The sequence below is a fragment of the Candidatus Caldatribacterium sp. genome, assembly GCA_014359405.1.
Lineage (GTDB): Bacteria > Atribacterota > Atribacteria > Atribacterales > Caldatribacteriaceae > Caldatribacterium > Caldatribacterium oleiphilum.
In genome coordinates this window covers 1-6,222 of record JACIZN010000109.1, presented here as the reverse complement: position 1 = coordinate 6,222, position 6,222 = coordinate 1, and the positions used below count along the sequence as shown (strand labels likewise).

Here is a 6,222-nt window from a genome sequence, read left to right as displayed (position 1 = left end):
TTTTGTGGGTAAGTCGACTTCAGGGATTCCTCTCCTGAATAATTCAACCGATCTCTTTGAGAGCTCCAGGTGTGAGGGGGGTGAGCTTGAGTTCTCGAAAACTCAAGAGGGAAAACCCTCACGAGGGGTGGGAGTGTGTTAGAATTCTGAAGAGCTCCGGGAGAGGAGGATGCGAGTGGAATGATTGAGCGGTACACCCTTCCGAGGATGCAGGCTATCTGGAGTGACACTCACCGATTTGAGGTCTGGATACAGATTGAGATGCTTGTTCTTGAGGCCTGGGAAAGGCTTGGGGTTGTTCCAAAAGAAGAAGTGGAGGAGATTCGGAAAAAGCTCTCTTTTTCTCCGGAACGAATGAAGGAAATCGAAAAGGTCACAAAGCATGATGTGATTGCCTTTTTGACAAGTATCTCTGAAAACTTGGGAAGGGAATCCCGTTTCCTCCATTTTGGGCTTACCTCTTCTGATGTTCTGGATACCGCAAATGCGGTGCTCCTTCGAGAATCAGCAGACCTCCTCCTTGAAGATATTGAGAAGGTTCTTGCCGTTATACGGCAAAAAGCCTGGGAACATCGGTATACCCTGATTGTTGGAAGGACTCATGGGGTTCATGCTGAGCCAACGACCTTTGGTCTCAAGCTTGCCGTGTGGTACGAGGAGATGCAGAGGAACAGAGAGCGCCTTGAGAGAGCGAAAGAGACAGTCAGTGTGGGTAAGATTTCTGGAGCAGTAGGGAACTTTGCTAACGTTGACCCGGAAGTGGAAGCATACGTGTGTGAGCGCCTTGGCCTTAAACGAGCTCCTGTGTCTACCCAGATTATTCAGCGGGACCGCTATGCGGAGTTCCTATGGGCTTTGGCGATGATTGGGACAAGCCTTGAGAAGTTTGCTCTTGAGATTCGTCATCTCCAGCGGACAGAGGTCCGAGAGGTTGAGGAAGGTTTCTCTCCGGGACAAAAAGGTTCCTCCGCCATGCCTCACAAGAAGAACCCCATTACTGCTGAGCAAATCTGCGGCTTGAGCCGGGTCTTGCGGGGAAATCTCCTGGTAGCTCTGGAGAATATTCCCCTTTGGCACGAGCGAGATATTTCTCATTCTTCGGCAGAGCGTATTATCCTTCCTGATTCCTGTATCCTTGCTGATTACCTACTCAACACCTTTGCTCGGCTTCTTGAGAATCTCGTTGTCTATCCCAAGACGATGCGAAAGAATCTTGAGAGGAGTCGGGGTCTTGTCTTTTCAGAGCGAGTCCTTCTTGAGCTTGTGAAGAAGGGACTTACCCGAGAAGAGGCGTATGCCATTGTCCAGCGTTGCGCCCTGGAGACCTGGGACAATGAAGAACTGACCTTCTTTGAGGTCCTTTCCCGGGATCCGGAAATTTGCCGGTACTTTTCTCAAGAGGAATTGTCCAAGCTTTTTGATTACGGACACTACCTCAAGCACGTGGATGAGATTCTGAAGCGGGTAGGTATCTGGGAGGAGGAAGGGAATGTCCGAGAGGTGGGACTACAAGAGAGCGGGAGTTGACATTGATAGGGCAGCAGAAGTTATCAATCGTTTGAAGCAGAAAGTCTCAAAGACGATTCGTCCCGAAGTTCGAGAAGGTATTGGGGGTTTTGCAGGGATTTTTCGGGTTGGTGACCGATGGCGAAAGCCCTGTCTTGTTGCAGGAAGCGATGGCGTAGGGACAAAGCTCAAAATTGCTAACTATTGAGCTTCGTCATCACGATACGGTGGGGATTGACCTTGTGGCCATGTGCGTGAATGATGTCCTCTGTGTCGGAGCAGAACCGGTGTTCTTCCTTGACTACTTTGCCTGTGGACGACTTGACGCTTCAGTGTTTGAAGCGGTGCTTTCGGGAATCATTCGGGGATGTGAAGAGGCAGGATGCACTCTTCTTGGTGGGGAAACAGCAGAAATGCCCGACATGTACCCTGAGGGTGAGTACGACCTTGCAGGATTTGCAGTAGGGATTGTTGAGGAAGAAGAGGTTATCGACGGGAAGACGATTGCTCCAGGGGATGTCCTTGTGGCTCTTCCTTCCTCGGGCCTCCACAGCAACGGGTTTTCTTTAGTGCGGAAGGTCCTTGAGCATGCTCGTATTCCTTTTGATGCTGAGGTTGAGGGGAAAAGCCTTGCAGAGGAGCTCCTTCGGCCCACGAGAATCTACGTACGGAGTGTTCTCCCGCTTCTCGGAGAAATTAAGGTAAAGGGAATGGCCCATATCACTGGTGGGGGAATTGTGGAGAATCTTCCGAGAATCCTTCCTGATTCCTGTCGCGCTTACGTTCGAAAGGAAGCGGTGCCTGTTCCCTGGATTTTCCGCTTCATTCAGGAAAAAGGGCTCGTTCCCGAGGAGGAGATGTGGCGGGTCTTCAACATGGGTGTGGGATTCATCCTTGTTGTTTCTCAGGATGAAGTGGAAGCAGTCCTTCGTCTTCTTAGTCAATGGGGAGAGAAGGCTTTCATTTTCGGTGAGATTATCCCTGGGGAGAGAGGGGTGACCTTCGGGTGAAAGGAAGAATTGTCGTTCTTGTCTCGGGGAGGGGGACCAATCTCCAGGCTCTCATTGATTCCTCACGGAGTGGCTTCATTCCAGGGGAAATTACTCTTGTGGTGAGTGACAACCCCCAGGCTCCGGCTCTTCGCCGGGCTCAGGAGGCAGGAATTCCAACCCTTGTTCTCGATTACCAGTCATTTCCCAACAAAAAAGCCTACGAGGCGGCGCTCCTTGAAGCGCTTGAACGGGAAAATCCCGATCTCATTTGTCTTGCGGGGTACATGCGAATCGTGGGAAGAGAAATTGTGCAGCGCTTTCGGAATAAGATTATGAACATTCATCCGTCCCTTCTTCCGGCCTTTCCGGGGCTTGAGGCTCAAAGGCAGGCTGTAGAGTACGGAGTTAAGGTGAGTGGATGTACGGTTCACTTTGTGGACGAGGGGATGGATACAGGACCAATTATCCTTCAGGCGACCTGTCCGGTTTTTGAAGACGATACCCCCGAAACACTTGCTGAGCGGATTCTCAAATATGAGCATCAGATTTACCCTCAGGCGGTGAAACTCTTCCTCGAAGGGAAACTCGAAGTTCGCGGGAGAAAGGTCTTTATCAGGAGGGACTGAACGATGCGTGTTCTGGTTGTGGGAAGTGGTGGCAGAGAGCACTGCATAGCCTGGAAAGTGGCGCAGAGCCCTGAAGTTAAGGAGATTTTCTGCGTTCCGGGCAATGGAGGCATGGAGCTTCTCGGGAAATGTATTTCTCTTTCCTCTCTTCAGGAGATAGTCGATTTTGTGGAAGAAAAGGATATCGACCTTGTTCTTGTTGGTCCTGAGGCTCCCTTAGCGGCAGGGATTGTGGATTGCCTCTGCGCCAAAAGGAGGGCCGTCATTGGTCCTGACAGGCGTGGAGCACTCCTTGAGTCGAGCAAGGTCTTTGCCAAAGAATTCATGAAGAGGTATGGTATCCCTACTGCTCCCTTTTCCGTTTTTGGTGAACCCGGGGAAGCCCTGGAAGCCCTCAAAAGGAGGAGAAGCTTCCCTGTGGTAGTGAAGGCCGATGGACTTGCATCAGGAAAAGGGGTCTACGTTGCTCAGGATTTCGACGAAGCGTCCTTTGCAGTTCGCGAGCTCATGGTGGAAAAGAAGTTTGGATCTTCGGGAGAGCGAATAGTGGTGGAGGACTTCTTGGAAGGAGAGGAAGCAACGGTTATGGTTCTCTTCGACGGGCAGTCGTACCTTTTCCTTCCTTCCTCTCAGGATCATAAAAAAGTTGGCGAGGGGGACATTGGTCCAAACACCGGAGGGATGGGTGCGTATTCCCCCGCTCCAGTTGTTGATGATGCGGTGCTCCAGAGAATTGAAAGGGAAATTCTTATTCCGCTCTTTGAGGGTATGGAACGGGAAAACCTCTACTATCGGGGCGTTCTCTACTTGGGGCTCATGATTGGAAAGGACAAAACTCCCTGGGTTCTTGAGTTCAACGTTCGCCTTGGGGATCCGGAAACCCAGGTCGTTCTTCCCCGGATACGTAACGATTGGCTTGAGGTGAACCTTGCCATCTGGGAGGGGAAGCTCCACAGGGTTAAGATGGAAATCTCCGAAGAGGCGATGCTTGGGGTTGTCCTTGCAAGCCAGGGGTATCCAGGGCATTTCGAGCGGGGGAAGCGAATCAAAGGAATCGAGAATTTTGCCAATCGACCGGAAGATCGAGTCCTCCTCTTCCACTCGGGAACAATTCGAAAGGGGGATGAATGGTACACGGATGGAGGCCGGGTTCTTACCGTATGTGCTTTTGGTAAGAACCTTGAGGAGGCTCACCGGCGGGCTTACGAAGCTGCATCATCCATTCACTTTGAGGGCATGTACTACCGGAGGGATATCGGTTTTCGGGTTTTGAAACCCAAAGGGCCCTCATGAGGGCCCTTTGGGTCACACTCGAACTTCCTCTTTCTTGCGGTTCTTCTCCGCTTCTTCCTGGAGTTTGCGGAGGTACTCCTGTCGCTCGCTCTTGTAGTCCTTGTAGTAGATGGTTCCTTTGTAGTCCCGCTCCCAAATCTCGTCAGCGAGTTTCTTGAAGGCCTGGGCGTACGCGTCTACTTCGTCCTTCAAGGTAGTGATGAGGCTTTCTGCGCCTTCATGGCTTGGCCGCGCTCCGTACTTTTCCACCACCTCTCGGAGAACCTCTGGTACGTCGATGAGCATGCAAGGTCGCATGAGGTTGTTGTCGTAGGGTTGCCGTTCCTGGATAGCCCGGAAGAAGGGAGAGGCAATGACCTCTTTGAGGGATTTGTTCTTAATGTTGTCCACGGTGAAGTGGCAGAAGACACAGGGCTCAACGTCTCCCATGTTGTTGATGTGGAAGTACCTCCGTCCACCAGCGATGCATCCGCCAACATAGGGACCGTCATTCCAGAAATCCCCGATGAAGATTGGTTTTTCGTAACGGAGGCGGTGAACCTGGTTGCGGAGATGAATTCGCTGCTCCGGAGTAGGCATGAGGTTCACATCTGGTTTCTTTCCCACCGGAACGTAGGTAAAGTACCAGCCGAAGCTGCAACCCTTGCTGATGAGGAAGTCCATGAATTCATCGCTTGAGACGAGTTCGGTGTTGTACCGTGTAGCGGTGATAGAAAATCCAAAGAGGACTCCCTCATCTCGCAGTGCTTCCATAGCCTGCATGATTTTCTTGAAGGTTCCCTTGCCCCGGCGTGCGTCTGTCTCTTCCTCGTAGCCCTCAACACTTATGGCGGGGTAAACATTCCCCATGCGGGCTAGGCGCTTGGCCATTTCCCGGTCAATGAGCGTTCCATTCGTGTAGACTTGGAAACAAATATCACTATGCTTCTCGAATAAGTCCAGGTGTTCCTCGCGAATGAAAGGCTCTCCACCGGAAATCGTCAAAAAGTGCATGCCCATTTCCTTTGCCTCGTTGAAGATTCGGTCAAGGAGCTCAATCGGCATGTCGCTCTCTTTCCGGTACTGGCCAGCGTAGCACCCGTAGCAGTTGAGGTTGCACCGCATTGTGGGACTGACAACGAAGAAGAACGGTACCTGGCAGCCGAGCTCTTTTTCGAGTTTCTGACGCTTAGGAACCCCAAGGAGAATGCTCTTCACGATGAGATTGACCATGAGCTTTTCCCGAACATTGGGGTGCGTCTCTTGGAGTACTCGCCGGGCAAGGACAATCTGGGGGCGCTTTTCCTCAAACATTTGGCGGAGCCCCCGGATCTGGTCCCGGTAGTACTCTATGGGGGTGAGCTTCTCTGCAAGGTACGTGAGTTTGATGATGGTTTCGTCGGAGACGTTCCGGAGCGAGTTCACGATGAGTTTGACCACTTGCTCCGTTGTGAATGCTTTGATGGATTCGAGGTAGCTCATGTACCTCCCTCCCTTTTCAGTATTTCGTTGCTATTATATCATACTCGCCGTGTACTCTCCCGGAGGAGATCGTACACCCGCTTTACTTCCTGAATATCAAGCCAGGTGAGGTACTTTGGGGACCCGGGAGCTTTGGATTCGTGACGCAAGAGGAAACTCGGATGGAACATGGGGAAAATTCGCTTTCCTCCACGCCAGTCAAACCACTGCCCTCGGAGTTTACTCATCGGTTCTTTGGTTCCAAGAAGATACCCCGTGGAGACGCTACCAAGAGTTACGATGACTGAAGGGTTTACAATGGCAATTTGCGCCTCAAGGTATGGAAAGCAGGTTTCGACTTCCTA

At 51.6% G+C, this 6,222-nt stretch carries 4 protein-coding genes and 2 pseudogenes; 4 read left to right on the top strand and 2 right to left on the bottom strand.

What is annotated here, in order from left to right:
• Positions 1–180 precede the first annotated feature (180 nt).
• The 4 genes and pseudogenes from H5U36_08330 to purD all read left to right on the top strand — a co-directional run bounded on the left by H5U36_08330 (position 181) and on the right by purD (position 4,417).
• Positions 181–1,527 carry an adenylosuccinate lyase gene (locus tag H5U36_08330; GenBank protein ID MBC7218125.1) on the top strand — a complete coding sequence of 449 codons (1,347 nt, stop codon included), beginning with the start codon at positions 181–183 and terminating at the stop codon, positions 1,525–1,527.
• Positions 1,490–2,516, top strand: a pseudogene (locus H5U36_08325) (phosphoribosylformylglycinamidine cyclo-ligase). The gene H5U36_08330 and the pseudogene H5U36_08325 overlap by 38 nt, the downstream one beginning before the upstream one ends.
• Positions 2,513–3,124, top strand: coding sequence for a phosphoribosylglycinamide formyltransferase (locus H5U36_08320; protein MBC7218124.1), 612 nt, complete (start codon positions 2,513–2,515; stop codon positions 3,122–3,124). The pseudogene H5U36_08325 and the gene H5U36_08320 overlap by 4 nt, the downstream one beginning before the upstream one ends.
• A 3-nt stretch (positions 3,125–3,127) precedes the next feature.
• The gene (gene purD, locus H5U36_08315; GenBank protein MBC7218123.1) at positions 3,128–4,417 is read left to right on the top strand and encodes a phosphoribosylamine--glycine ligase; all 1,290 of its coding nucleotides are present in this window, start codon (positions 3,128–3,130) and stop codon (positions 4,415–4,417) included.
• Positions 4,418–4,429: 12 nt separating this feature from the next.
• Here the strand turns inward: purD and H5U36_08310 are convergent, their stop codons facing one another.
• Positions 4,430–5,878: a radical SAM protein gene (locus H5U36_08310; protein MBC7218122.1), complete on the bottom strand. Its 1,449-nt coding sequence runs from the start codon at positions 5,876–5,878 to the stop codon at positions 4,430–4,432.
• A 38-nt stretch (positions 5,879–5,916) separates the two neighbouring features.
• Positions 5,917–6,222, bottom strand: a pseudogene (locus tag H5U36_08305) (uracil-DNA glycosylase).

What these genes read in the sequence shown, in the direction of transcription:
- H5U36_08310 (MBC7218122.1), bottom strand. Translation starts at nt 5,878, where the DNA reads ATGAGCTACCTCGAATCCATCAAAGCATTCACAACGGAGCAAGTGGTC.
- purD (MBC7218123.1), top strand. Translation starts at nt 3,128, where the DNA reads ATGCGTGTTCTGGTTGTGGGAAGTGGTGGCAGAGAGCACTGCATAGCC.
- H5U36_08330 (MBC7218125.1), top strand. Translation starts at nt 181, where the DNA reads ATGATTGAGCGGTACACCCTTCCGAGGATGCAGGCTATCTGGAGTGAC.